This window comes from Mesorhizobium sp. WSM4837, from assembly GCF_055811435.1.
Window position 1 is genome coordinate 263,701 of the sequence record NZ_JBVVQE010000001.1, and the last position, 25,235, is coordinate 288,935.

Consider the following 25,235-nt stretch of genomic DNA (forward strand, 5'->3'; position numbering starts at 1 on the left):
ATGTCAACACGACCAGTTGAGGACGTCAGTCGGGCAATTGGGTCGACCCTTAGACAGACACCACAAGCCGGTCGAGAAAAGGCCGCTGGCCGACAAGCAACTTTTCCCGGGCCATTTCGAGGCCGAACCACCCTGCGCGATCGATCTCAGGAAAAGTCTGCATGCGGCCGCTGCGCGGCGGCCATCGCATCTCGAACATGTTGCTGCGCAAGGTGCCGGCATCGAAATCGCCTTCGGCGCCGAAGGCCGTAACAAGCTTGCCGCCGGGCTGGCGCAGTTCCCCTAGCGGAAGCAGTGCTCCCGAGAGCTCCCAGCCGGTTTCCTCCTCAAATTCGCGACGCGCCGCGGCTTCCGGCTGTTCGTCATCACCATACTCGCCCTTTGCGATCGACCATGCGCCGAGATCGCGGCTTTGCCAGAACGGCCCGCCCGGATGGACAAGCAGCACCTGCAATTCGTTGGTCGATCTGCGGTAAGGCAGGATGCCCGCACTTCTTTTCGCCATCGCCTCATGCCTCCGGAATCCAGCCTGTCATCGCAGGCAGGCTGAACGGGAATGATGCGCCTGAATGGCAGATGCCGTTAGACTCGAGATACCTCAATTGATACTAGCCGCCGCCGCAAGTCGCTCATTCGGATTGCATTCGACTACCCCAGGCGGTGGTGGCGGCACTTCTGGAAATCCATCCACGCTGGCCATCAGCTCCAGATAGCGCTGAGCTGACGCGGCCCACTGAAATCGCGCCGCCCTGGCGCGACCGCGTGCGATCAATTTGGTTCTGAGGCCTTCTTCGTGGACCAGGCGCATAAAACAATCGAACCACGCATTCTCGTCGCAAGGTGATGCGTACAAGACCGCATCGCCGCCGATTTCGGGGAGGCTGGCACGGTCCGACATGACCACCGGACATCCCAGTGCCATAGCTTCGAGGGGCGGCAGCCCGAAACCCTCGACCAAGGAGGGGAACGCGAGGCATAGGCAATCGCGCAGAAGCGCGCCGAGTTCTGCGTCCGACCTTCTTCCCAGCCAAATGACGTTCGGCGATTTCTGGTCGCCGCTGCTGGCGAAAACGCGGGACGTTGAAGCGCCGACAACAACAATCTGCAGCCCCGCCGCGGCAAGACGCTCGTGCATGCCGATGATCAAGCCGACATTTTTGTGCGGGATAGAACTGCCAAGCACGACGATCGTACCAGGGCCGGCCACTGCCAGTGTTTGTTCCGAGTGGCAAGGAGCCCATCGCAACGCATGCTCATGCCCATTGCCTACAATTTCGACCTTTGCCGCCGGGCACACGCCATTGCGCGCCAGTTCACCCGCAGAGTATTTCGATACCGTCGTAATCTTATGCGCGGCCCGGCCCAAGGCAGGAACCAAGGTGCGGTAGAGAAGCCGAAATGGAAATGAATAGCTCTGCGGGCATGCCCGTGTATTGACGTCGTGAATGCACAGCACTTGTCGACGAACCGTCAAAGGGCCCGTATTGCAGAGGCTAAGCAGCCCGCCGCGAAGACAGGCCGGAAGCACAGCCTGTTCCCATAAATGCCCGCCAAAGCTGCCGACAGTCCGGACACGGATCGCTGCCAGGGGCAATTTGTCAAGCGCCCCCGGCGGGACCAGCAACTCGACCGTGAGATCCCGTGTCAAGGCAGCCTGGCCCACGATCAAGGCGTCCAGCGCCGAAACGATCTCGCGTGCGTACCGCTGAACTCCGGTGGTCGGTTGCGCGAGAAAACGGCCGTTGATTGTCCAATGTCGTGCCATCACAGGGTTTTTGGTCACCAGCGCCATGCCTCAGTTGCACGACTTTGGACGACCAGGACAGCAGGGTCATCCTGGCCTTTGGGACGTACCCGGTCGTTTGCCCGAAAAGGCTTCCCGGCAGCTCTCATCCGAATGGCGAGGCCAATCATCGGCGTTTACGCCAAATGTGTGAGGTTCTGCGTGGCGCGGTTTTGATAGACTGCGTTGGGCAGCGCGGCAGATCTCAATCGTCGTGCTCGGATGGATGTCAGGCGAGTTGAGCGAGTGGAGTGATGCCGCATGATGTCCGGCGCAAAACAGGCAAGTTCGCGCTGATGCAGCGCCCGACCAATCCATTGCAACCAGGCTCCGTTGGACGGGCCGTCGCCGCGACCAGACGTCTTTGGACAGCCCTGGCATGCCTGCTTGGCATGACAGCTTCGGGCGCAGCGGATCTGCTCTGGGGGGTCAACGGCCATCCCTTCAACGCCTATCCCGGGATATCGATCGAACAGCAACTCGACTATGTCAGCGACCTCGGCATGAAGTCGTATCGGGTCAACATTTCCAGCGCCGACAGCGCCAACAAACTTGCCGAACTGGTCAAGGCGGGCAAGCAGCGCGGAGTCCAGATCCTGCCGGTAATCACGCCCGACCTGGACCTCGACAATGGGACCGTCGATGACCTCTATGCGCAAGCCTACGATCTCGCGTCGACACTGGTATCCCGCTTCAAGGACGACATCCGCGTTTGGGAGCTTGGCAACGAGATGGAGAACTACGCCATCCTGATGCCCTGCGAGATGCAGGACAACGGAATCCAATACAACTGCTCCTGGGGCCCTGCCGGCGGCACCGAGACGTCCGACTATTTCAGTCCGCGCTGGGCAAAGGCAAGCGCAGTGCTGCGCGGCCTGTCGGATGCAACCATCGCAGTGGATCCGACCATACGAAAAGCAATGGGAACGGCCGGCTGGGGCCACCGCGCAGCGTTCACCCGCATGCTGCAGGACGGCATCAGATGGGATATCTCGGTCTGGCACCTTTACGAGGGCGACCCCGAGGAAGCATTCAAGTTCCTGGCCACTCTCGGTCGTCCAATCTGGCTGACCGAATTCAACTATGCCGGGGGCAGCCAACGAGGGGAAAAGCAGCAGGCGGACGCTCTAGTCCAGACGATGACGCTGCTGCGCCGATATCAATCTCCATATGGATTGGAAGCTGCCCATATCTACGAACTGCTCGACGAGCCGTACTGGGCGCCAAGCTACGAGGCCTTTATGGGCCTCGTGCGCCTGAAGAAGCGCGGCGAAGGGCTATGGGCGCCGAGCGGGCGAAAGCCGGCATACGATGCCGTAAAGAGGACCATTGCGAACGGCAATGCAGGCTCGAGCTCGTCAATGGCCGCGACGGAGAGCTTGCCGCCTGCTGACCAGATGTCGGTGCCCCGCGTTCCCGGCATCGGGGCATTTCACCCCTGTTCGCTTGATGCGTTCGACAAGTCTGTCTTCAACCACGCCAACCAGATTGCATATGCTTACTGCCTGGTCCTGCGTCGCATGCCGTCTCCGGCCGAGCAGTGGCGCGAGGTCATCGCGATGAAGAAGGATCCATCGATCGTTCCATTACTGACGAAGATGTTGCTTTCGGTCGAATTCAGGACTGACAATCAGCCGGTTGGGCTTGGAAACGCGCAATACGTGGCCCTTCTCTATCGGACATTGCTGGGACGGGAGCCAGACGGCCAGGGACTTTCTGCTTACGTGTCGAAACTGGACAGCGACAAGGCGAGTGGAGAACAGATCGTGGCGGAATTGATCCATTCGTATGAGTTTCGCTCCAGACACACGGTTCTGTTTGCCAACGAGCCTTAGCTGGCGGTCCAATGATTTTTTTTGGCCGACAGGTCGTGACTGGCGCTGTTTGGGCCGCAGTCGATAGCTGGGGCCGACAGATCGCTATGCTCGGTGTATTTGTGGTGCTGGCGCGGCACCTTGGCCCCGAGGCGTTCGGGATTGCGGCGCTCGCCATGGTGGTGCCCAATATTCTGGCTGCTCCGGTAAACGAGGGGTCTACCTGACGCCATTATCCAGCGGGAGGAAATCGATCCCATGCATCTTGATTCGGCTTTCTGCCTCCTTGCGGCGACAGGCGTTGTGATTACTGCACAATCTGGATATCCGCCGGTGCCATCGCGGCCGCGTTGGACAAACTGCATTTGGAGACGCTCGTAAAAATGGACCAGCGCCATAGGCTGCGGGCTCGATGAAAGTCGTAATCCTGAGCTAGCCTTTTGACACGGTCACGCCCCTGGCCGCGGTCGCCGTTGGTGGCACAAAGTCTCTACGCATTCGACTTTCTCGCCCAAGCCATTCGGACAATACGCCGTCTATCGCCCGACGTGGTCCACACCCAGAATTTTCCGCATGCCCGCCATTCGATAGGGGGCGCCGCAAGCAGCAATCGTGTTGCACATGCATTGTGACTGGCTTGCAGAACTTGACCGCCACGCGATGAACCGAGCCCTCGCGCCAGCGATCTCACCGTCGGTGCTCAGAACATGTCGTGACGGCGGCGCACGTGCTTTGCTGAAATGGGCACAATTTTCGCAGTCCTGCCGAATGGAGCGCCCCCGCGAACCAGGACGTCGCCGTAGCGCGAATACCAGGAAAAGTATTATTCGTTGGCCGTGTGTCGCCCGAAAAGGCATTCACACGCTGATTGAAGCTTGGCAGACCGTTATCGCGGCCTGTCCTGAAGTCCCGCCGCGAGATCGTCGGCCCCATCGGCAACGCTTCCTCGTGAGTTCCTGATTGACCTGAGTGGACCGCGAAGTCTGCGATCTCGCTCGCTTCTACCACAACGGTAGCGCATACCCCGGTCCCTACTATGCCGCGCTGCGCGTGATCCCACTCTGAGCTTCGTTGGCACCCTGCCCTACGAAGAATGGCCGCGCGATATGCCGAAGCAACGCTTCTGATAATCCATCTCTCAGCGAGTCCTTCGGAATGAGCCTGTCGAGGCGCTGTCGAATGGTACTCCTCTCGTAGCCACTCGCGTCAGCGGCATGACCGAAATCGTGGAATCGACTGGCGATGGCGTTGTGGTTGAAAAGAATGACCCGGAAGCGCTTGCAGCCCATATCATCGGCCTTTCTTGATATGCAGGCGGGCGGCGAACCTGGGACGCCAGGAAGCCGCGCGGGTCGCCGATCTCTATTCGGGGGAAAAAATAGCCCAGTCGACCCGGGACCTGTACGATGAGGCCGTCGTCATCCAACCGTTCATGGCTTGGAAAGCGAAACCGCTCTTTCGCTCAGCGCCGGGCCTTGAACGACGTGAACACCGAGCCCGTGTCATCTCCCCACTCCCAGTTGACGGCGAGTCCGACCCGCAAAATTTGAAGGGCGGCATCGTCGGGATAGATATCGGTGAGGCTTCGCTGCATCACCAGTTCGTCGTCGATCAAGATTGCAAACCGATTTCCGTCGAACGCAACGCGCATGCGAAAAGGTTTTCCCCAAACGACCTTGTCCGCCACATTTGTCCAAACCGCGTCATAAAGTTCCTCAAAGCCGAGCCGCTTGATGAACACCGAAATCGATGCACCCTGGTAGACGTCGTCGAGCCAAGTCGTGACACAAACGTAGTTGTCGCTGTCTTGCCAGAAAAGCAGTCCTGCCCGGCCGCGCTGATCTTGTCCTCGGCGCTCCCCAGGAGGCTCGATTGTGGCCTCGAGATCGGCGAATCCCGGTAGGTCCCATGGCAGCGAATAAAATGTTCGACCTGGGTTCGGTCTGTCTACGCTCGCGCGCACACGCGCGCTGCCCAGCCCATCAACGTCAATGACACCGGTGCCCAGTGTTCTGGCCCATTGCCCGTCGCCCAGCTCCGACGTGCGGCGATCTAGTTCGCCGGCAGTACCGGTAAAACCGTCGGCATAGGACAGGGTTGCTCCGAGTTGGTTCCAAGGTGCCCCCAGAGGCGCCATAAATGGGATGGGAACTTCGCAAGGATGAGCCTCGAAATTATGCCAGCGCGGCTCGCTATCGAAGCTTTTCCATATACCTACTCCGGTAGCGTTCTCGACCGAATCGGCATTGACAGACGCTTCGAAAAGGCGAACCCCGTCAAGAAAGCAGCTCACCTGACCGTTCCAGTCAAGAATCTGGACCGAATGGGTAGAACAGCTGCGCAAAGCGTGTTCCGTACCGGTCGCGATCGTAATCTCTTTGCCCGATTGCTTGCGCACCAAGGTCCATCCGAGCGTCGACAGTTTCAGCACCCAGAAATTGTCGTTGTCCCGAAACCGACAAACAAGACCACACACATCCGAGACGGCGCCAATTGCCAGCAGCCCGTGGATCAATCCTGAAGGGCGACCAGGATCGACGACGGATAGGTTATCGCCAGCGTCCTGCGAAAAATGCCACCGCCCCCCGATTGCAGCGATTTGCCCCGGCCAGCCTTCGACGAGTGCATCGGCGGCGTGGGCGGTGCCAAACAGCGTCGAAAATTGAGGTATCCGCCCGACTTGGACCGCTTGGACGCGTGTGTCGACCCGAAAACCGATCTGGCCAAGTGCCGAAGAATGAACACCCGCAAACAGCTTTTCGTCCTTGTTGAAAGGATCGATCGCGATCGGACGCATCATCGGAAAAGCGGCAAGACCGTGGGCTTTTTGGTCGGCGGCCGCATAATAGACAGCGCCCTGCTCTCGCAACGCCACGACATAATAGACATGAACATTCTTTAGGCGCCGAAACGCACTCAGGCATTGCTTTCCTACACGAGCCCACAGCTCGCCGTTTTCGCCTTCTGCGGCATGCACGACAAAGCCGCAGCCCTCTTCCACGGGATTAATCGGCGCCTCACTGGGGAACCAGCCGACAGCCAGGTTCTCGTCGATGTTCGATCCCCGGTAGGTTCTGGAGGTGCTAAGCGTCCACCACCAAAAACGGCGAAGGGTGAGCCTCTTTCGTGGCGCACGTATCAGGGCAACCAGTCGGCCGGGCCATGGGTCAATGCCGGGTCCTCGCAACCAACGGTAGAGCCGCCTGGCGAGGTCATCAGGCAATGGCGATCCCTGCGATGTGTTGTGGCCGTTGGTGATCGAGACCAATAGCACCAGACCAGCCTCTCGCTGAAAGGGACCATAGGAGATCCCTTGCCGGCCCCAACCTGGCCTGACGAGCGGCTGGAAACGAAGTGCGCCGTGATCGATCGCGATCTGGCGTTCGATGTCACGTCCTCGCCTGACACCTCCCTTGACTGCCAAGGTGCCAATTACCGCACCGCGGGCGCGTTTATCTTGAAAATCGTCTGCGACAAGAACCTCCGGCCGGGCAACGCCGGACCCAGCCTCTTCAGCAGTTTCTACCCAGTCATGACGGTGCAACAACAAGACCCTCCTCACGTCGTCGTACGAGATTCTTCAAGGCATCAATGACGTTTCGCAGTCCTGGGCAGAAGTCGCGCACTGCCTCGCTGTCCCATTGATCAGGCTTGCTGTCTCGCATGACGCCCGCGAAGATAGTTCTTAAGCGCCCACCGGCCGCGCCAAGACGTGTTCGACCCGCCATTCCCCATTGCCATAGGAGGCTGGCAGCGGTTTTAATGCGTAGCCTGCAGCAGTCAGGAGTTCCGCGATCTGTCGGGCCTTGCGGTCGAGCCCCTCGCGCGTTGCATCGTCTACCTCATAAATCACCTTCGGACGGTGTCGCCGCAGTGTTTCCGTCATACCGCCCAGGACGTCAATTTCGGCGCCTTCCACGTCGATCTTGACCAGCGAGGGCGGCCTGAGGCCTCGCTGGGCGATGGCATCGTCGACGGCGACTATGCTGACCTCCAGGCGGCCGCTGATGTCCGGCGGTGCTCCCGCCGAGGCAAGCGCGGCGCCGCCGATGTGATGGGCGAGCAGAAGCTGGCCACGGCCGGATGTGGCGCCCGCAGCTTCGGCGAACACCCGTATTGTGTCGAACCCGCTAAGCCGTGCACTCTCTGCGACAGCTGCGGCATTGCGGGGAACAGGTTCGAACGCATAGACTTGACCGCGCGGCCCGACGCGGCGCGCGGCGATGAGGCTGAAGAAACCTATATTCGCGCCGATGTCGAAAAAGGCGTCCCCAGGCGCCAGGTTTGCCGCGATCGCCTGTTGGATGGGCGGCTCGTAGGTGCCGCGAACAAAGTTCGGGTCGGCGCTCTTCGCCACCAGTTTGAGACCGGCGGCCTCTCCCTTGGCTATGACGCGCGCGTCGCTGAACACGCTGAGGAACCTTGCCGTCAATGTCACGCGCTCTTTCCCATTCTTCGACGCCTCGGGGACGGGGCCAGCCCGTGCCGCTCGCCGCGAAGGTGACAGATTGCGCGCCCGGGATCGAGCCCGACAACCGGTTGGCCGGCTCCTACCTCCTCCGACTGATCGCTACTCCGATTGTGGGCCATATCTCATCTTGGGGGTACCTGCCCGGCCTCCCGGTCCGATGGAACGGTGGCATCGTTGCGCGAGACATGGATGGCCTGGGGAGCATCCCACCCCTTCGAAACGATCTCACGATCGCCGTCGCCGTCGAGGTCGACCGTGCGGGCGCCGAGATGACTCTCGACGCCCTCGCCGACCAATTGCTCGATGAACCGCCCGCCTCCCAGATTGCGCCAGAGCGAAAGGCGCAGGGCGCCGCGGTGCTCGCCCATGACGAGGTCCGGCCGGCCATCGTCATTCATATCGGCCACCGAAAGACTGTTGAGCGAGCCGCGCGAGGTGATCTCCTGCTGCTCCCAGTTTTGCTTGATGTCGCCGGGATTGCGCCACCAATAGGCCTTTGCGTGGTCGGCCTGCCCGTTTTCTTCACTCACGACGATGTCGGTTCGTCCCTCGCCGTCCAGATCGGCGACCGCCACGCGGTCCGGATAGACCATGTTGGGGACATTGGCGACGTCGCGGCGCTGCCAGTCGGCAGAGCCATCCCCCGGATTGCCCCACCATGCGATCTCCTTTGCGTTGCGGGTAGTGGCCGCAAGGTCAAGCAGGATGTCGCCGTCGATATAGGCGAACGCGATCCCTCGTCAGAGGCCTCAGGGCAAATGCGGGTTAGCGGCCCCCCGCCGCCGTGTCGCCGGGATGGGAAAGTAGAACACTCCGAGACCGCTTGCGACCGCAAGCTCGGCCGGCCCCCTTCGACGATCTGCGACGGTGCATGGCCCTGCCCCGAGATCGTGGCTGGCGGCGGGAACCTCGCCGATCTCATGTTCCTCAAAGCCCCGCGCTGACGCCTGCTGCGCCTGAAGCCACGCCAGGTTCAGTGTCTCGCCCCCGCCGCGCTGGGCGATCACTTCCCCGCGTCCGTCGTCGTCAACATCGATTGCCGCGATCGCATCCACTCCCTCGCCGAGCCGGCCTGTTCCCATTCACCTTGCCAGGGATCGGCCGGCCGGCGATACCAGAACGGACCCGAGGCTCCGTCTTGGATGGGACGGCGGTTCATCCAAAACGGGCGGCAAGTAAAGTCGCAGAGGGATCGAAGCCGCACCGCAGCTTTGGCTCGAACCCCGAAGAGGTCATGGCCGCCCCGCCGACTTCCTCCCGAGACGCTTCAGGCCGCCTATGTTCACGCATTAAGCTCGTATCGCGTGAATATCTCGTGCTCGCTCAGCAGCCGATTCAGAAAATCGCCCCCACCTACATCCGCCAGGATAGGCCAGTCGTCGAGTCCCGCTGGCCGCTCCATCTGGGACCGGTGAGCTGCCAGCGCGTGACGTTTTGCATCTATCACGTCGCCGATAAAAGCGTGGGAGTTGAACATCTTAACGCCGCGCAAGCCGGCAAGGGTCCGGACCGTCTGCCGCAATGCGGTGCGATTGAATCCAAGCACTCGATCGTGCAGACGAACCCAGGGCCACTGATACCAGTACCAGACGGGATATTCGAACACGGTCACGCGCCGGCCATACAGTTGCAGCGCGCCTCGGGCGCCAAGATTGGTGGCAACATGGTCCGCGGGCGGCTCTTTTGCATGGGTGACGAACACGCTCTGCGGTTGCCAAACGAAAAGCAACTCAGCGATCGCCTCTGCGATCTTGCCGATGTGATGCTTTGCCGTGCCGTCGGGAACACGCAGGAATCTCACCCGATCGGCCGACCCTCCCAACCGGCAAACCGCCTCGATCGCTTCGACCTCGCGGGCGATCCGCAGCGCCTCCCTGTCAACCCGATTTGCATGGGATGCCGAACCGTCGGTGACAAAAATAAACCGGACATCGGCGCCCGAGCTAAACTTCTTGCTGGCAACCCCTCCACATCCCAGCGTTTCATCATCGGGATGGGGTGCAATGATGACCGCCGACGCCTGCCAGTCTGCTACATCGAAAGGATGAGACCGGTTACGCATCGCTCTATCGAGCATAGCGCCAATCGTATGCCTGACGTCATGCATCGATGCTTCCGAACATCCCTTCTTCGGTGTGGTTCAACCCGACCTGCGCATGGTAGCAAAACACTGTAGGCGATTGGGGTGAGAAAACAATGAAGGTAGGAATTCTTGCTGGCGGACTGGGAACGCGGCTAGCGGAAGAAACCGAGATCCGGCCGAAACCAATGGTCGAAATCGGAGCAAAGCCGATCCTTTGGCATATTATGATGCATTACTATGCCTACGGCCACCGCGAGTTCGCCGTCGCGTTGGGGTACAAAGGCGAATACATCAAACGCTGGTTCAGCGACTATGTCGCATTCGATGGCAGCTTGACTGTCAATGCTGCATCGGGAAGCGTCAAGCGCCACTCGAACTCGCTGCCTGACTGGTCCGTCGATCTTGTGGAGACGGGACTGAATACGCTGACGGGCGGCCGCATAAAACGCCTGATCGACTGGATGGGCGACGAGACATTCATGCTCACTTGGGGAGATGGCGTTTCGGACGTCAACCTTGATAAACTGATCGCCTTTCACAAATCGCATGGCAAGCTTGCAACGATGACGGCGGTGCGTCCGCCAGCACGCTACGGGCACATCGAATTCGATGGCCATCGCGTTGTCGACTTCACGGAAAAGCCACAGGCCTCGGAGGGTTGGATCAATGGCGCCTTCTTCGTGCTCGAGCCGGGTATAAAGGACTATATCGACGGCGACGATGTCATGTTCGAACACGCGCCAATGCAGCGGCTCGCGACTGACGGCCAACTGATGGCATATCGCCACGAATCCTTCTGGCAATGCATGGACACCATCCGCGAAAAGCATCTCCTTCAGAAATTGTGGGACAGCGGGCAAGCGCCCTGGAAAACATGGGAATTGATCGATGAAAGTTCTGGTTACAGGCCACCTCGGTTACATCGGTTCCGTCCTGACTCCGATGCTGCTTGAACGCGGCCATGACGTCACGGGCCTGGACAGCGACATCTTCCGGTCATGCACTTTCGTAGGAACGTTGGCCGAAGTGCCGACGATCGAGAAAGACATCCGCGACATTGAAATCGACGACGTCGCCGGCTTCGACGCGATCATCCATCTCGCCGGACTGTCAAACGATCCGTTGGGGGACTACCGACCCCTGCTTACCGAGGAAATCAACTGCGGCGCTTCGGTCAGGCTCGCGCAACTCGCCAAGGCCGCCGGCGTCCAGCGGTTCCTGTATGCTTCCTCTTGCAGCAATTACGGCGCGGCCGGCGACAGCTTTCTAACTGAAGATGCTCCCTTCAACCCGGTTACGCCTTACGGCGCCTCGAAGGCGAATGTGGAGCGAGCGGTCGCCCCGATGGCGGATCAATCGTTCAGCCCGACGTTCCTGCGTGCGTCGACTGCATACGGCCTGTCGCCTCGCATCCGCTTCGATCTCGTGGTCAACAACCTGACCGCCTGGGCCTACACGACCGGCCTGGTCTACCTCAAGAGCGACGGCTCGCCATGGCGGCCGATCGTCCACGTGGAGGACATCGCGCTGGCCTATATCGCGGTACTCGAAGCCGAGCGAGAGCTGGTCCACAACGAGGCATTCAATGTCGGCTTGACCACGGAAAACTATCAGATTCGAGAGATCGCGGAGTTGGTGCAAAGGATCGTTCCCGATAGCCGGGTGAAGTTCGCGCCCGACGCCGGGCCTGACAGACGGTGCTATCGCGTCGACTGCACCTATATTGGTCGCCGCCTGCACGGGTTTAAGCCGCAATGGACAGCGCGGCGCGGTATCGAACAGCTCTATCACACATTTCGAGCGGAAGGCCTTGCACTTGGGGATTTCGAGGGCGAGCGGTTCAAGCGCATCGCCCATGTGCAGAAGCTGATCCAAGATGGTGAACTGGATACCGATCTGCGTCGCACGCCGCAATTAGCGGTAGCGGTTTGAACAAACACAGCCGGGAGCCATGGCCATGATGATTGCTGGTGCAGCCTCTGTAACCGAGCAGGTTTGCCGCTCCTGCGGCGGAAGTCACATCGACACTTTCCTGAAGCTCGGCACGACGCCCTTTGCCGATCGGCTTTCCCTCAAGGTCGACGACGGCGAGGACGAGCCTGTCTTTCCGCTCAGTGTGGTCGTGGTCGAGTAGGTCAGCAATTCGGCTTTCGCCGTCAGAGATCCGGGCGTGCGGCTTTCCCGAAGCCGGCTCTTCCCGACCCGCGCGCCGTCAGGGTCTCGAACTCCGACCAGCCATACGCCGGCTTTCGCCGGTTTTCTGGATGCGTCGCGCAAAATCCGGTCGCCGCGTCGCGTTACGATCCCGACGCCATCGCCTCGCCACCAGCATGTGTTGCGAATTGATCCTTTGTCGGAACGGAAAGAAGTCTTGCAGTCGTCTGCGTCAGATGGCAGCGAAGATGCTGCGCCGCCGCGTCCATTTCACCCCAACATCCTGCTCTTGGCTCAACGCCGTCGAGGGCTTCTTCGCCAGACCCACCCGGCGCAGGCTCAAGCACGGCGTCTTCCATTCCGTTGTCGATCTTCAGGCCGCCATTAACCGCTTCATCTGCGAATACAATGCCGAGAACCCGCGACCATTCATCTGGAAAGCCAACCCCGATGACATCATCGCCGCCCGAAACCGCAGGTTCCAAACGTTGGAATCAATCCACTAGGTCGTGAGGCACGTACCTTCGAAAGGATGAATTCGGCTCTCAAAGGACGAACTTACAATGCCCATCGGCGGCCTCTAAGCTCACTTTGACGCGCTCTGCCCAAAAACTGGTCTCCTTGCTGAGATCGCAATGCCCGACGCAAGAGATCACTTCTCGAAGGCTATCAAATGAGTGATTTCGACTTACGAAGGCCCAACACTCTGAGCTTCTTCCGGCTATTCTTTGCGTCGCTTGTTATTATATCCCACTCGCCGGAACTTATAGATGGGAACTCGAATCGCGAGGTGCTGAAGAACATCTTCGGTACATTGACCTCCGGCCAGGTAGCTGTTTACGGATTTTTCTTCATTAGTGGATTCCTCGTGCTCGACAGCGCGATGCGAAGCAGCATCTACGCCTTCATGTCCAGACGTGTACTTCGTATAGTTCCTGGATTTGTTGTGGCATACTTGATCAGCATTAGTCTGGTATTCTGGCTGGGAGGCGGTGACTTTGATGAACTATCTCCGAGCCAGTGGGCGGCTAAGCTTTCCAAAATGGCGCTCTTGCTGAATCCGGCGCAGGTAGGATCGGCGTTTGCCGGGTCCCATGCACCAGATGTTAATGGATCACTATGGACTATTGCATACGAGTTTCGCTGTTATGTGCTTGTGGCAATTGTGGTATTCTGTCTCGGTCGCGTTACGCTTGTCTTTTCGATCATGTCAATGTCACTGGCCATAATCCTTGTTAGTTCCATTTCGCAGGGTGTTTACTTTCGCTACGACCTTGGAAACTTTGAGCCCATCGGTAACGTGGACGATGCCGTACGTTTTACGATGATATTTTCCATTGGGGCGTTGTTTCAGCTGCTCAAGGAGAATGTGAGGAGGAGCAATCGGGTAGCGCTTTTGTGCTGTTTCCTTCTCATAGGCGGGATGTGCTCGGAACGGCTAGCGCCACTCGCAGTGGGCGTGTTTGGAGGTTATCTGGTCCTGTATTTGGCGTTTCTAAACGAGAACAGCGTCTTAAATTCGATTAACCGAAGGAATGATATATCGTACGGCGTGTATCTCTACGCATGGCCGATTCAGAAGCTACTGATCATGTATGTTCCGGCAATCACGCCTACGCAGCTAACGATCTTGACCTTGCCTATAGCAGTCTGCGCGGGCTTTCTCAGCTGGCATCTTGTTGAGAAACGCGCGATCCATATGCGGCTGCCGATCCTCCGCACTGCATAGTTCGGCTGTCGTTGGGCCGGTGCCCATGTTTGAAGACGACCTCGGTCGAAGGCGACGGCTCCGCCCGTCGGATAGACGCGGTTTCGCTCGCCGGACCGCCATCACATGCTCGACGTGCCGGTTCCCATTGGCGTAGGAGGCGGGCAGAATGGTTACTCATAGTCCATCGATGCCATAAACGACGCGATCGCCCGGGACCTTCAGCTGAAGCCCCTCGCGCCTGGCGTCGTCGAGTTCATAGATCACCTGTGGGCGGTGCGCACTTAGGACCGACCGCTTCGGCGAACACGCAGATGGTGTCGACCTGTTGGGCCGAGCGCTCTGCTCAATCGCGGCAGCGCTTTGCGCACCGGTTCAGATGCGTAGGCGCGCCCTGCCGCCCCCCACGCGGGCGCGCCGCAATCGATGTCGTAGACAACGTCACCTGCGTTCAGGTTCGATGCAAGTAGCTGCTGGACCGGCGGCTCGTAGGCGCCCCGCGCAAAATCTGGGTCGCCGCCTCTCGTTACGATCCTGAGGCCACCCGCCTCGCCACCAGCAATGCGTTGCGATTTGGAGAACAGATTGCGGAGCGTTACAGCCAGGTTCACTCGGCCTCTCTCCGCCCTTTGGGCTGGGTGCCCCTGACGCCCGTTACGGAAGAGAACGGCGGGGCCTGACGGGCCTATTTCAATCCGACATGGGTTGGCCGTAGACCGATACGCTCACTGGGTTGAGCGCTACACTGAGGGTCGCCGCATGAGCATCACATCGGCCTACAAGCTGCGAGGCACTTGGCGATCGCCGCCCACCGCTAAGGCTCAATGGCTCACGATCTTTGTGGAAACATGGACCGGCGTGCCTGGGCGCAGTTTCTGATAGACGGACTTGAGCCGTTCTGCGCGCGCCTCCCACGAATACAGCTCGACGGCACGCTTGCGCCCCTCGTTTCCCATTTCGCTTGCCCGGACGGTATCCTCCAGCATCGTGATCAATGCCTGGGCGAGTTCGCCAGGAGCATCGACTTCGACCAGCATCCCGGTGCTGCCAGCTAGAATGGATTCACACATCCCGCCCACGCGCGTTCCAACCACCGGTATCCCGCAGGCCATGCCCTCCACGACCGATATTCCGAAGCTCTCGCTGAGTGACGGATTCACCACAATGTTGGCCTCATGGTACGTCGCTACGAGGTCCTTGTGGGGCACGTTGCCCACGAAGTGAACTCGATCACGTAACCCGTGGCTCTCGATAAGTTCTTCTAAGTGTTCCCGATATTTGCAATTGCCCCAGCGATCGTAGAAACGGCTCAACGCGGTAACCCGCGGATCCGACGAGAGGCTGGTCAGGAAGTCCGCCGGGAGCGGAGAATGCGGCCCTGCGATCCGAAGTTCCACGTCCGCGAACCTGGTCGCAACCTCACTGAAGGCCTCGATCAGTGTGTGTAGCCCCTTCTCTGGCGACACCCGCCCAACGAACAGGATGACATGTCGGGTTCTGGTGGATGCGGAAGCCCGCTGCTCGCTCGGCCGAAAGTAAGAAACGTCCACGCCATTACCGACAGTGGCAACGACGCCAGGATAGTCCGGGAATGCAGAACGAAAGGTGCTTGCGATGTGGTCGCTGACGGCGACCACAGCATCCACCACCTTGAGCTGACGGGCCACCTGATCGCGGTCACGCTGTGACAGCCACTCACACTGCATCTCAAGCACGAGCCGATGAGATGAGCTGGCTGCTTTCAGTTCCCGGCACCATGCCCAGTAATTCATCAAATGGACGATATCTGGTTGATCGACGGCGAGGTAGCGACGAACCTTGTTACGATATTGCGAGTGGTCATCGGCCTTCCGATCCAGCCGCAGCCAGCGCGCCAGGCGCGGAAACTGGTGGATGATCCGCTGCAGCGCGCGGTCGCGCCGCGCCGCAGCCCGCCGCACCGCGAACGGCAGGTCCGCGGGCACCGTATCGTCTCGATAATGCTTGCCATAGAGCGTAATCTGCAGGCCTTCGCCGAGCCGCAGCGCCGTATTGTAGACGATCAGACCGATTGAGTTTTGAACAGGCGGAAAAAGTCTATCGTACGGCTGACCGACGTATACGAGCTTCATGTCACTCCCCACCGTCAGCTCGTTCAGGCGACTCTTCTAAGTGCAGGGCGGTCTTCGGGTCGGGAGAGGTGGTCGGCGAGGCGGCGAATGCCCTCTTCGAGCGGCACCAGGGGACGGTTCAATATGGCCTTCATCTTGTTCGTGTCAGGACAGCGGCGCGTCATGTCGCCCTCCGCAAGGGGCGGTCGGAATTCCAACTTCGATGACGAGCCCAGCACTTCGATGACAAACTCGGCCAGCTGTCGAATGCTCATTTCCACGTCGCTGCCCACGTTGATCACTTCGTTCTCGTGCGCGCGCGTTCGATGAACCGCGATGCAAGCGTCAACCGTGTCGTCGACATAGCAGAAGGTGCGGGTCTGCGAACCGTCCCCGTAAATCGTCAGGGGCTCGCCGCGCTGGGCGGCACGCACAAATCGCGGCAGAACGAAATCCTCGCTCTGACGTGGTCCGTAGGTGTTGAAGAAGCGAAAAATGGTAAATGGCAGTCCAAACTCACGCTGAAAAGTGCGCAGATAGACCTCTCCAAGATTCTTCACCACTGCATATGGCAGACGAGAGTTAAGCGGCGTGGTGCTCTCGTTTTGAGGAATCTCGAAAGGCTCGCCATATACCTCCGATGACGAAGCGAAGTAGACACGCTCGGCGCCGGTGTTCTTGCATAGCCTCAGCACGTTCTCGATACCGGTGATGTCGCGCAGCACGAGCAACGGATTTGCCAAAGTCCGCTGCACACCGACCACGGCTGCGAAGTGGAAGACGTGGGTGAAATGGAAACGGTAGAACAACGACGAGATGTCGTCGAAATCGTTCGCATCCGCCTTTACTACGGTCAGATTGCCCGCGTCTATTTGTACCTTGTCTCGACTTCCGGTCGACAGGTTGTCAGCGACGACCACCTGGGTCTGAGGTAGCTTGACCAACGCGCGAGTGAGGGCGCTGCCGATATTGCCCGCTCCACCAGTTACCAGGATCGATTGCATCATATTCCCCACCTCAACAGAACAGTTTAATCGTCTGACGCAGTGTGCGTCCCTTCGCCAAACGCGACATCTTCGATCTCGCGAGCGAAGGTGGCTCCTAGATCCTTTAGGACGTCGCTTGAAAGTTAAATGTGGCAGCGCCAGGTTTATTTGACAACGTGGCTTGGGGTAAGCATTTCGGCTGTTCTCCCAATGGTGCAATCCATGCTATTTTCAGCTCTGGGGCTGGCTAAGCACATACATTTTGCTGATTGCTGTGAACTGCTTCCCCGCGGTAATTGAGGCGATCCTTTATTGTCGACATTGAAGCGAAAGTTGCCAGCATCTCATGCAAACTGCTCCAGATCTTCAGGAACTGGTTAACCGCATCCGAACGCGGGACTATACCATTGGCATCATGGGCCTTGGCTACGTTGGCCTGCCGCTCGCCATGATCTCGCTGGACGCGGGGTTCAAAGTCATCGGTTTCGACATCGACGCGTCTCGGGTTGCACTTCTTAACCGCGGAGAAACAGGCATAGATCATTTGCCTGGTGCTGCCATCAAAGTGGCTGTCGACAGCAAGCGGTTTCGCGCCACCAGCGATTTCGCCGACCTAAGCGAACCTGACGCGATCTTGATAGCGGTGCCAACGCCGCTTACCAAAAACCGGGAGCCGAACCTGTCGTTCGTCGAAAACAGCGCACGTGCGATCGCGGAGCGGCTGCGCCCTGGTCAACTTGTCGTTCTGGAGTCGACGACCTGGCCAGGAACGACGCGGGAGGTCGTGCAGCCGTTGCTCGAGGCGACGAATCTTTCTCTGGGAAAGGACTTTTTCCTCGCCTATTCGCCCGAACGGGTGGACCCAGGCAACGACGTACACACCACCGCCACAGTTGCAAAGGTGATAGGCGCCGACGATCCATCGTCCCTACAAGTTGCAAAGGAACTGTATGATCAGATCATCGTGCAAACCGTTCCCGTTGCCTCCACCGCAACGGCAGAGGCTGTGAAGCTGACCGAGAACATATTCCGCTCTGTGAACATTGCGTTGGTCAATGAGCTAAAGGTGATTTTTGACAGGATGGGCATCGACGTCTGGGAGGTCATCGAAGCCGCCAAGACCAAGCCGTTCGGATATATGGCGTTTTATCCAGGCCCCGGCCTCGGCGGGCACTGCATCCCGATCGACCCATTCTACCTGACCTGGAAGGCAAGAGAGTACGAAGTAACAACACGCTTCATTGAGCTTGCCGGTGAAATCACACGAACATGCCGCATTATGTGGTTGACCGCCTTGTGGAGGCCTTGGACCGGCGAGCGAGCCGCGGCCTGAGCGGTTCGCGGATCTTGGTGATCGGGATGTCCTACAAGAAAAACGTGGGTGACACACGAGAAAGCCCATCGTTGAAGCTGATCGACATCATGGAGCGACGCGGGGCAGTCGTTGATTACCACGACCCCTACGTACCGGAGATACCCGGAACAAGAGAGTACGCCAACCTGGCAGGTCGCCCCTCTGTGGACATCTGCGCTAGCAGTTTGGCATCGTATGATGCCGTTGTCATCTCGACAGATCATGATGCGATTGATTGGCACAACATCACCAAGCACGCAAAGCTGGTGCTCGATACCAGAAATGCTTGTGCGCGCAGTCAGTCACGCACCGACAACGTCGTAAAGGCATGAGCGTCCCGACTTGCGCACTGGCTTGGTCAACCTGCTAGCGACAACGTCGAATAGTTTAACACGCCGAGCGAATGAATTCATTCAGCGCAGCGCAATTTTCCCGGACTTGAGCGTCGAGGCATGAGCGCCGGCGCAGCCGTGTAAACAGGTGGAGCCGGCCGAGCTCGCTACGGTTCATGCTGCGCCGGCCGATGCTCCCACCGTCAGCGGGCCTTTTGGTCGCCATCAGCATCCTTGCCGACCGCGTCATTCCGCCAGACATGGATCGCTTCGAATGCGTCCCATGCGATCGACACAATGTCGAGATCCCCGTCACCGTCGAGGTCGACCGTCCTTGCTCCGAGATGGCTTTCCATCCCTTCGCCGACCAGCTGCTCGATGAACCGTCCCCCACCCAGATTATGCCAGCTCGAGAGGCGAAGTGCGCCGCGATGCTCGCCCATGATAAGATCCGCCCTGCCGTCCCCAGTCATATCGGACACTGAAAGGCTATTAAGGGAACCGCGCGAGGTGATTTCGTGTTGCTCCCAGTCGGAGGAGCTGTCGCCGGGGTTTTGCCACCAATACGCCTTAGCGCTGTCGGCATTGCCATTTTCCTCGGTCACGACGATGTCCGCACGTCCATCGCCATCAAGATCGGCGGCCGCGACGCGGTCGGGATAGACCATTTCAGGAACTTTTCCAACATGCCGAAGCTCCCAGTCTGGCGAGCCGTCACCTGGATTGCGCCACCATGCGGCCGTCTTTGCATCGCCGGTCGTGGCGACAAGGTCAAGTAGACCGTCGCCATCGATATCGGCGAATGCGATCCCTTCATCAGACGCTTCGGCGCAGATGCGGGTGCGCGGCCATGGCTCGACTGTTGGATCGTCAGGAATCTTAAAATAGAAAACCCCACCCCCACTCGAGACCGCCAGCTCCGGCTTCCCACCTTTTACGACCTGGGCTAGGGCATGGCCCTGAGAGCCGAGCTCATGACTGGCGGCGGGAACCTCTCCGATCTCGTGCTCTTCAAAGCGGTGCGCTTCAATGTCCTCGGCATGGAGCCACACCAGGTGCAGAGCCCTGCCTTCGCCGCGCTGTGCTATGACCTCCCCGCGCCCGTCACCGTCGAGATCCAGGGCTGCGACCGCGTCCACACCCTCGGCAAGCGGTGTCCGTTCCCATTCTGTGTTCCAGGCTTCGGACGGTTGACGGTACCAGAACGGACCCGAGATGATGTCAGTGAGATCATCACCATCCATGGCGGAAAAAGCGACCCCAAAGGAGCGGACGTGCCCGTTCGTGATACGATGATAGGTCCAGCGGTCGAGGCGGACCGATGCAGGCGGATCCAGCCGATTGATCCACACTCTGACAGGCGGGTTGCCCACCCAGTTCGCCCCATAGATGTCAAAATCGCCGTCCCTGTCGACATCGGCGACGACGCCGTTGTGGAGACCCACATCGTCGATCACTTGACGGGCCCAGCGCGTTCCTCGCCCGTCGACATTGTAATGAATCGCGAGCTTGCGCTCCTCAGTCGTATGCATCTGCCCGACAACGACATCGTTGTCCCCGTCTCCGTCCATGTCGGCGGCCTGCAGCGTATGGGCGCCCGCGACAGAAGGCTGAATGACATGGCGGATCCAGCGGCCCGTCGGTCCGGCGAGGGGCTGGAACCAGGCGACGTCGTCAGTGTGCTCTGAACTTGAAGTCAGAATGTCGGCGCGGCCGTCCTGGTCAAGGTCGGTGACGAGCGCCTTGAATGCAGGATTGAACGGACCAAGCTCATAGCTGCGCCATAGTGCTGCATCGCGTGCTGCCGCTGCGCCCGGATTCGACGCCCATACTCCGTGCAGGACGAGATCGACATCAGCATCGCCGTCAATATCACCAATTGCCATTCCCTCTTCGCCAAGGTTGAAGAAAAAGCCCACGCGGGCCCAGGAGTTGGGGCTTTCTTGGAAGAAAATCATCACTTGGCCAGGCGCCCGAACGACGATATCAACGAGGCCGTCCTCGTCGAAATCAGCCGCCTTAATGTCTTTGCCCCAGCTGCCGACTGCACCGATTTCCCGACGATTCCAGCTGGGACCGTGGGTCGGGTTACCATTCGGCCGCGGGTTCTCGAACCAGACGAGATTGACAGCATCGGGCCCATCGGCCGTGACGATGTCGGGATCACCGTCCCCGTCGATGTCGGCAAGCACTCCGTCGGTGGTGAACTCGACGCGAGGCCTCGCGATTACGGTGTGAACCAGATCGGGCCACCGCCACCAAGACATCGCATCCTCGGGGAAGCCGCCAAGGACGAAATCTAGTCGACTGTCGCCGTCTATATCGCCAACAAGCTTTACGTCTCCTGAATAGGGGGCAATCTCTTTGCGTTCAAAAACAAGACCCGACTGTAGAATTTCTTCGGGAGGCCCCTGTCCCCGAGCGGCCTCGCAACTTGCGAGGGTGTACCCGATCACCAGGACCGCGATCAGGCGGCCGAACATGCTAAATGTTGATTTCGCAGCGTGTGAACATTTCGTAGTCGGCCAGCGACCGCCCGACGAAATCTCCCCCTGACAAGTCCGACAGCGTCCGCCATTCATCTTGGTTCTCCAGGCGCTGCATCTGCGCGCATGCGCCGCCAGCGCTTCCCGCGTTACGCCGATAACGTCGCCAAGACAGGCGAGGCTATTGAAGGTGGACGACGCAATGGTACCAATCCAGACTGGATACTCTAATACCGCAACAGGGCGACCATAAGCACGAAGCGCCGCGCGAACTGCTGCATTGACGGCGACATGATCAGAAGTCGGATCCTTTGCATAGTTCACGAAAACGCTCCGCGGCCGCCATGATTTGAACATCGACACGACCGCATTTGTTATCTCATGAACGTGATGATTGGCCGCCCCGCCTGGAAGGCGTAAGAATGTAATACTTTCGGATGCGCCCAGACGATGCACTGCTTCTATGGCTCCGGCCTCGCGTGTCCGCAAGGTTTCAGGATGCCTAAGGTCGCGGTGAGGAGACGGCGCCATCGGTGACAAAAAACAAACGGACCTGGGCACCCGAGGCAATCTTTTTGGCCGCAACGCCACCGCAACCCAGCATCTCATCATCCGGATGCGGCACAACAACGTCAGCCGACGCTGACCAGTCGCCTACCTCAAACGGCCTAAGTCGCAGTCGGAATTGACTAGCAAGCATGGTGCTGAAGGTCCGCCTAATCCACATTGGTGCGCTTCCATCATCCGTTCGCTCGCATTGTTGAACGCCGATCGCCCATGGTAACAGAACTCACTGGCGTTCGAGGCCTGTGTTTGTTGGTGGGGAAGACTTTTATGAAAGTGGGTACCCTCGCGGGAGGATTTGGGACACGGCTGGCCGAGGAAACCGAGAGCCTGCACGCGTTCAAGCCGCAATGGACGGCCCGACGCGGCGTCGCGCAGCTCCACGAGGCATTCGGCACTGTTGGTCTTTTGCTTGAAGAGTTCGAGGGGAGCGCTTCAAGCGCATCGCCCACGTGAAAAAGCTGATCCGCGATTGCGAACTGGACGAGCACCTGGTCTCGTTCCCGTTCTAGCCAAAGCAGACTGAGCCGGGCTAAGGGGGACGATATGGACATGATGTGCCTAGATGCGAAGTCGGTGACCGAGCGGGCCTGCCGATCTTGCGGTGGAAGTGGCATTGAGACGTTTCTCGAGTTCGGTAAAACGCCACTGGCCGATCGCCTTCTCACCAGCAGCGACATCAGCGAACCGGAGCCCATTTTTCCGCTGCGCGTCGCGTTCTGCAAAGACTGCAGCCTCGTCCAGATCACCGAGACGGTGAATCCGATAATCCTTTTTGCCGATTCTTATCCATATTATTCTTCTTTCTCCCCTGCTCTCTTGAAGCATTCGCGTGCGAATGCGCTTGATCTGATCAACCGTCGCGGTCTTGGCCCGGAGAGCCTTGTCATCGAATTGGCGAGCAATGATGGTTATCTGCTGAAGAACTACGTCGAAGCGGGAATCCGGGTGCTCGGAATTGATCCCGCCGACGGACCTGCCGCCGCTGCCGAGAGGGTCGGCGTGCCCACGCGCTGTGCGTTCTTCACCCGCGATCTCGCTGAAACGCTGCGCGCGCAAGGCATGCGCGCGGACATTGTCCATGCCAATAACGTGCTCGCCCACGTGGCCGACACCAACGGATTTGTGGCAGGAATTGCCCGACTTCTCAAGGATGACGGTGTGGCGGTTATCGAGGCACCCTATGTCGAACCTTTGATCGAACATTGTGAGTTCGACACGATCTATCACGAGCATCTTTGCTATTTTTCAGTTACTGCACTGGACAAGCTGTTTCGCCGTCACGGGCTTTACCTCAACGAGGTCAAGCACCTTTCAATCCACGGCGGTTCGCTGCGCCTTTACGTGGAAACGCGCGAGAACGTGGGTGCGACAGTAAAGGAACAACTTGCCCATGAGGCCTCGCGCGGGATCGATGCAATCGGCTATTTCCGCGATTTCTCCACCAAGGTCGACGCGCTGAAGCGCGACCTTTCCACGCTCTTGCGCCGGTTAAAGTCGCAGGGTGCCACGATTGCCGCCTATGGAGCGGCAGCCAAGGGAGCAACGCTGATTAACACCGTCGGCATCGGGTGCGACCTCGTGGACTTCGTCGTGGATCGCAACGTCCATAAACACAACAAATATATGCCCGGACAGCGCCTGCCGATCCGCTCGACTGAAGCGCTTCTCGAGGTGCAACCCGATTACGTCCTTCTCCTTGCTTGGAATTTCGTAGACGAAATTCTCGATCAACAGGCCGAGTATCGTGCACGCGGCGGAAAATTCATCCTCCCCGTCCCAACGCCGAGAATCATATGACAAAACAGGCGGACCGCGCGCAAATGGCTTGCCTGAAAGCCGATGGACCGACGCAGTCGGCGGGTTCCATTCGAACCGATTGCTTGGTCTGCGGTCAGCGAAATCTGCTCAATTCGGTGCTATTCGAAGCGTTGCCCCTGCTCTGCAACGCGCTTTGTGCGGACGCGGCATCGGCGCGCGCGGCACAGACCGGCAGATTTGCGACTACCTTCTGCCTCGGCTGCACGCACGTCTTCAATGCCTCATTCGAGGAAAATCGCATTGGTTATACGCAAAGCTACGAGAATTCGCTTCATTTCTCCCCCCGTTTCGTGGCGTTTGTTGAAACGCTGGCCGAGCGCCTGAGCAGGACCTACACGCTCTCCGGGAAGACGATCGTCGATATTGGATGCGGCAAGGGGGATTTCCTGAAGCGGCTAAGCTTGATCAGCGGTGCGCAGGGAATCGGTTTCGACAAGAGCTTCGAGGACAATCGGGGGGAGGTGGTCCCTGGCGTACGATTTATCAACGACTGGTTCGGCGATTCCTACGCGGATTTGCGTCCGGACCTAGTGGTATGCCGCCAGGTTCTCGAACATATCGCCGAGCCGGTGAAATTCCTGCGCGCCCTTCGCGCCCATCCGGGCATCGGACCGGAGACGGTGTTCTTCTTTGAAGTCCCGAATGTCCTTTACACGCTCCGAGATATGGGAATCTGGGACCTCATTTATGAGCACGCCTCCTATTTCACGCCCGCTTCGCTGAACGCGGCGTTCGAGACAGCTGGCTTTCGAGTGCTGGATGCAGGGACGTCTTTCGGCGAGCAATACCTTTACATTGAGGCGCGGCCGGCTGCCCCCAAGTACGCTACTTCCGTTGACAGCCGCGAGATCGAGATGCTCGTCCGCGATTTCGAGCGCGCCTATCGCGACAAGATCGAGCGATTGGGTGGTTACATCGCGAGGCGCAATCCCCAGCAGACCGTCGTCTGGGGAGGGGGATCGAAGGGCATTACATTCGTCAACGTGGTGCCAGGCGCCGATCGGATCCGCGCGATCATCGACGTGAATCCGCACAAGCAAGGTCGCTTTGCCCCAGGAACCGCCACTCCGGTCCTTGCTCCGGAGGCGTTGCGCGGCCAGCCAGTCGAATCAATCATCGTCATGAACCCGCTCTACCGCGAGGAGATCACCAGTCTCGTAGCGGAGCTCGGCTTCACACCGGAGATTGCGGTTGCATGAAAGTTCAATTCAACCGCGGCGGCACGAAAGCGCAGAACGGGATTGGCAGGGGATACTCCAATGACCGTGCCGGTCGGGATCAACACGGCCATTCCACCAAGGGTCATCGGACTTTCTCGTCTCGTTATAGCCCGACAATCTGGCAGAGAGCGCTCTCACTTTGATTGCCGCGGGCACCTCGTTTGCCCTTGAATATCAGCCAGCGCGGAAAGAGGTAGCTCCCGCTTCTTGATCGCCTGTGCGGATGGGCATGTGGGACGCGGGATGGTCCATCGGTAATCGGGCTGCACCAAACTGCCCGGAGGGGCGTAAGACATACGTCGTTTGGGGACGTTTACGTTCCCACGCTCCGGCGTAAGGTTTGGCAAGATGCACTCGAACGAATTCGAA

Annotated in this window: 20 protein-coding genes and 2 pseudogenes; 12 read left to right on the top strand and 10 right to left on the bottom strand. The window is 59.2% G+C overall.

Features of this window, described 5'->3' with window-relative positions:
* Positions 1–49 precede the first annotated feature (49 nt).
* Together AC0L3D_RS01225 and AC0L3D_RS01230 are read right to left on the bottom strand one after the other, a co-directional pair.
* Entirely contained in the window at positions 50–505 is a 456-nt protein-coding gene (locus tag AC0L3D_RS01225) for an NUDIX hydrolase (RefSeq protein WP_023799568.1), read from the bottom strand.
* A gap of 93 nt (positions 506–598) precedes the next feature.
* The gene (locus AC0L3D_RS01230) at positions 599–1,765 is read right to left on the bottom strand and encodes a glycosyltransferase family 4 protein (protein WP_084833738.1); all 1,167 of its coding nucleotides are present in this window, start codon (positions 1,763–1,765) and stop codon (positions 599–601) included.
* Positions 1,766–2,037: 272 nt separating this feature from the next.
* On the opposite strand from AC0L3D_RS01230, the gene AC0L3D_RS01235 reads away from it, so the two are divergent.
* From AC0L3D_RS01235 to AC0L3D_RS01245, 3 genes are all read left to right on the top strand, one after another.
* Positions 2,038–3,618: a DUF4214 domain-containing protein gene (locus AC0L3D_RS01235; RefSeq protein WP_473627438.1), complete on the top strand. Its 1,581-nt coding sequence runs from the start codon at positions 2,038–2,040 to the stop codon at positions 3,616–3,618.
* Positions 3,619–3,629: 11 nt separating this feature from the next.
* Positions 3,630–3,824, top strand: a complete 195-nt coding sequence (locus AC0L3D_RS01240) for a hypothetical protein (protein WP_287327481.1) — start codon at positions 3,630–3,632, stop codon at positions 3,822–3,824.
* Positions 3,825–4,769: 945 nt separating this feature from the next.
* The gene (locus AC0L3D_RS01245) at positions 4,770–4,904 is read left to right on the top strand and encodes a glycosyltransferase (protein WP_473627449.1); all 135 of its coding nucleotides are present in this window, start codon (positions 4,770–4,772) and stop codon (positions 4,902–4,904) included.
* Between the two features lie 155 nt (positions 4,905–5,059).
* Here the strand turns inward: AC0L3D_RS01245 and AC0L3D_RS01250 are convergent, their stop codons facing one another.
* The 4 genes from AC0L3D_RS01250 to AC0L3D_RS01265 form a co-directional block, all read right to left on the bottom strand.
* Positions 5,060–7,144 (bottom strand): oxidoreductase, encoded by a 2,085-nt coding sequence (locus tag AC0L3D_RS01250; protein WP_473627439.1) that lies wholly within the window; start codon positions 7,142–7,144, stop codon positions 5,060–5,062.
* A 138-nt stretch (positions 7,145–7,282) separates the two neighbouring features.
* On the bottom strand, positions 7,283–8,035 hold the full coding sequence (locus AC0L3D_RS01255; RefSeq protein ID WP_473530626.1) for an FkbM family methyltransferase: 753 nt from the start codon (positions 8,033–8,035) through the stop codon (positions 7,283–7,285).
* A 155-nt stretch (positions 8,036–8,190) separates the two neighbouring features.
* Entirely contained in the window at positions 8,191–8,802 is a 612-nt protein-coding gene (locus tag AC0L3D_RS01260; protein ID WP_473627450.1) for an FG-GAP repeat domain-containing protein, read from the bottom strand.
* A 548-nt stretch (positions 8,803–9,350) separates the two neighbouring features.
* Positions 9,351–10,175: a PIG-L deacetylase family protein gene (locus AC0L3D_RS01265; RefSeq protein WP_473642750.1), complete on the bottom strand. Its 825-nt coding sequence runs from the start codon at positions 10,173–10,175 to the stop codon at positions 9,351–9,353.
* An 89-nt stretch (positions 10,176–10,264) separates the two neighbouring features.
* Here AC0L3D_RS01265 and rfbF point away from each other — a divergent pair, with 89 nt between their 5' ends.
* The 5 genes and pseudogenes from rfbF to AC0L3D_RS01290 all read left to right on the top strand — a co-directional run bounded on the left by rfbF (position 10,265) and on the right by AC0L3D_RS01290 (position 14,034).
* Positions 10,265–11,104: a glucose-1-phosphate cytidylyltransferase gene (gene rfbF / locus AC0L3D_RS01270; RefSeq protein WP_077381112.1), complete on the top strand. Its 840-nt coding sequence runs from the start codon at positions 10,265–10,267 to the stop codon at positions 11,102–11,104.
* Complete coding sequence (locus AC0L3D_RS01275; protein WP_473627441.1) at positions 11,040–12,083, top strand: NAD-dependent epimerase/dehydratase family protein; 1,044 nt, start codon at positions 11,040–11,042, stop codon at positions 12,081–12,083. The genes rfbF and AC0L3D_RS01275 overlap by 65 nt, the downstream gene beginning before the upstream one ends.
* A gap of 25 nt (positions 12,084–12,108) precedes the next feature.
* Positions 12,109–12,285 carry a hypothetical protein gene (locus AC0L3D_RS01280; protein ID WP_128245269.1) on the top strand — a complete coding sequence of 59 codons (177 nt, stop codon included), beginning with the start codon at positions 12,109–12,111 and terminating at the stop codon, positions 12,283–12,285.
* Positions 12,286–12,565: 280 nt separating this feature from the next.
* A pseudogene (locus AC0L3D_RS01285) lies at positions 12,566–12,811 on the top strand (IS630 family transposase); the annotation flags it as partial.
* 167 nt (positions 12,812–12,978) lie between these two features.
* Positions 12,979–14,034, top strand: a complete 1,056-nt coding sequence (locus AC0L3D_RS01290; protein ID WP_473530622.1) for an acyltransferase family protein — start codon at positions 12,979–12,981, stop codon at positions 14,032–14,034.
* Between the two features lie 800 nt (positions 14,035–14,834).
* Here AC0L3D_RS01290 and AC0L3D_RS01295 read toward each other — a convergent pair.
* Positions 14,835–16,124, bottom strand: a complete 1,290-nt coding sequence (locus tag AC0L3D_RS01295; RefSeq protein ID WP_473642752.1) for a glycosyltransferase family 4 protein — start codon at positions 16,122–16,124, stop codon at positions 14,835–14,837.
* Positions 16,125–16,147: 23 nt separating this feature from the next.
* Positions 16,148–17,110: an NAD-dependent epimerase/dehydratase family protein gene (locus AC0L3D_RS01300; protein ID WP_128245266.1), complete on the bottom strand. Its 963-nt coding sequence runs from the start codon at positions 17,108–17,110 to the stop codon at positions 16,148–16,150.
* A gap of 325 nt (positions 17,111–17,435) precedes the next feature.
* Here AC0L3D_RS01300 and AC0L3D_RS01305 point away from each other — a divergent pair.
* Positions 17,436–18,775, top strand: a pseudogene (locus AC0L3D_RS01305) (nucleotide sugar dehydrogenase).
* Between the two features lie 203 nt (positions 18,776–18,978).
* Here AC0L3D_RS01305 and AC0L3D_RS01310 read toward each other — a convergent pair.
* Positions 18,979–21,873: an FG-GAP-like repeat-containing protein gene (locus AC0L3D_RS01310; protein WP_473642754.1), complete on the bottom strand. Its 2,895-nt coding sequence runs from the start codon at positions 21,871–21,873 to the stop codon at positions 18,979–18,981.
* Entirely contained in the window at positions 21,764–21,988 is a 225-nt protein-coding gene (locus tag AC0L3D_RS01315) for a PIG-L deacetylase family protein (protein WP_473642756.1), read from the bottom strand. The genes AC0L3D_RS01310 and AC0L3D_RS01315 overlap by 110 nt, the downstream gene beginning before the upstream one ends.
* A gap of 107 nt (positions 21,989–22,095) precedes the next feature.
* Between AC0L3D_RS01315 and AC0L3D_RS01320 the strand changes: the two genes are divergently transcribed.
* The 3 genes from AC0L3D_RS01320 (at position 22,096) to AC0L3D_RS01330 (ending at position 24,845) form a co-directional block, all read left to right on the top strand.
* The gene (locus tag AC0L3D_RS01320) at positions 22,096–22,281 is read left to right on the top strand and encodes a hypothetical protein (RefSeq protein ID WP_287050109.1); all 186 of its coding nucleotides are present in this window, start codon (positions 22,096–22,098) and stop codon (positions 22,279–22,281) included.
* A 90-nt stretch (positions 22,282–22,371) separates the two neighbouring features.
* The gene (locus tag AC0L3D_RS01325; RefSeq protein WP_287061278.1) at positions 22,372–23,625 is read left to right on the top strand and encodes a class I SAM-dependent methyltransferase; all 1,254 of its coding nucleotides are present in this window, start codon (positions 22,372–22,374) and stop codon (positions 23,623–23,625) included.
* Positions 23,622–24,845, top strand: coding sequence for a class I SAM-dependent methyltransferase (locus AC0L3D_RS01330; RefSeq protein ID WP_473533771.1), 1,224 nt, complete (start codon positions 23,622–23,624; stop codon positions 24,843–24,845). The genes AC0L3D_RS01325 and AC0L3D_RS01330 overlap by 4 nt, the downstream gene beginning before the upstream one ends.
* Positions 24,846–25,235 lie beyond the last annotated feature (390 nt).

Bases quoted from the DNA above. Each gene is read 5' to 3' on its own strand.
- AC0L3D_RS01295 (WP_473642752.1), bottom strand. From the start codon at position 16,124: ATGAAGCTCGTATACGTCGGTCAGCCGTACGATAGACTTTTTCCGCCT.
- rfbF (WP_077381112.1), top strand. From the start codon at position 10,265: ATGAAGGTAGGAATTCTTGCTGGCGGACTGGGAACGCGGCTAGCGGAA.
- AC0L3D_RS01240 (WP_287327481.1), top strand. From the start codon at position 3,630: ATGATTTTTTTTGGCCGACAGGTCGTGACTGGCGCTGTTTGGGCCGCA.
- AC0L3D_RS01290 (WP_473530622.1), top strand. From the start codon at position 12,979: ATGAGTGATTTCGACTTACGAAGGCCCAACACTCTGAGCTTCTTCCGG.
- AC0L3D_RS01275 (WP_473627441.1), top strand. From the start codon at position 11,040: ATGAAAGTTCTGGTTACAGGCCACCTCGGTTACATCGGTTCCGTCCTG.
- AC0L3D_RS01280 (WP_128245269.1), top strand. From the start codon at position 12,109: ATGATGATTGCTGGTGCAGCCTCTGTAACCGAGCAGGTTTGCCGCTCC.
- AC0L3D_RS01230 (WP_084833738.1), bottom strand. From the start codon at position 1,765: ATGGCACGACATTGGACAATCAACGGCCGTTTTCTCGCGCAACCGACC.
- AC0L3D_RS01310 (WP_473642754.1), bottom strand. From the start codon at position 21,873: ATGATGAGATGCTGGGTTGCGGTGGCGTTGCGGCCAAAAAGATTGCCT.
- AC0L3D_RS01265 (WP_473642750.1), bottom strand. From the start codon at position 10,175: ATGCATGACGTCAGGCATACGATTGGCGCTATGCTCGATAGAGCGATG.
- AC0L3D_RS01330 (WP_473533771.1), top strand. From the start codon at position 23,622: ATGACAAAACAGGCGGACCGCGCGCAAATGGCTTGCCTGAAAGCCGAT.
- AC0L3D_RS01320 (WP_287050109.1), top strand. From the start codon at position 22,096: ATGAAAGTGGGTACCCTCGCGGGAGGATTTGGGACACGGCTGGCCGAG.
- AC0L3D_RS01325 (WP_287061278.1), top strand. From the start codon at position 22,372: ATGGACATGATGTGCCTAGATGCGAAGTCGGTGACCGAGCGGGCCTGC.
- AC0L3D_RS01235 (WP_473627438.1), top strand. From the start codon at position 2,038: ATGCCGCATGATGTCCGGCGCAAAACAGGCAAGTTCGCGCTGATGCAG.
- AC0L3D_RS01300 (WP_128245266.1), bottom strand. From the start codon at position 17,110: ATGATGCAATCGATCCTGGTAACTGGTGGAGCGGGCAATATCGGCAGC.
- AC0L3D_RS01315 (WP_473642756.1), bottom strand. From the start codon at position 21,988: ATGTGGATTAGGCGGACCTTCAGCACCATGCTTGCTAGTCAATTCCGA.
- AC0L3D_RS01225 (WP_023799568.1), bottom strand. From the start codon at position 505: ATGGCGAAAAGAAGTGCGGGCATCCTGCCTTACCGCAGATCGACCAAC.